Annotated in this window: 1 protein-coding gene; it reads left to right on the top strand. The window is 44.3% G+C overall.

All coding sequences use genetic code 11. The features are described from left to right. The coding region (locus Q4528_RS16725) for a hypothetical protein (protein WP_303522939.1) at positions 1 to 228 on the top strand (228 nt) is incomplete at both ends.

Here is a 228-nt window from a genome sequence, read left to right as displayed (position 1 = left end):
AGCTAGATGAGCTTGTTAAAGAATCGACCGTTATCTATACCGTATCGGTGGTTACGCACTTAGCTGAGTTGCGCAAGGAATTGATATGGCGTTATAGCCTGATAGCGCTAGTCATATTAATTGCCGTCACGTTTTTGGCCTTTGCGCTTGCAAAAGCCACCACTGCCTTGGATAAAAAATCGAAAGAGCTAAACGCCAGCAATAAAGAGCTTGAGCGTGTTATTGAGC

Origin of the sequence: Staphylococcus pasteuri, assembly GCF_030547725.1 — a bacterium.
Taxonomy (GTDB): Bacteria; Bacillota; Bacilli; order Staphylococcales; family Staphylococcaceae; genus Staphylococcus; species Staphylococcus pasteuri.
This window is presented reverse-complemented; position numbering and strand designations above follow the sequence as displayed.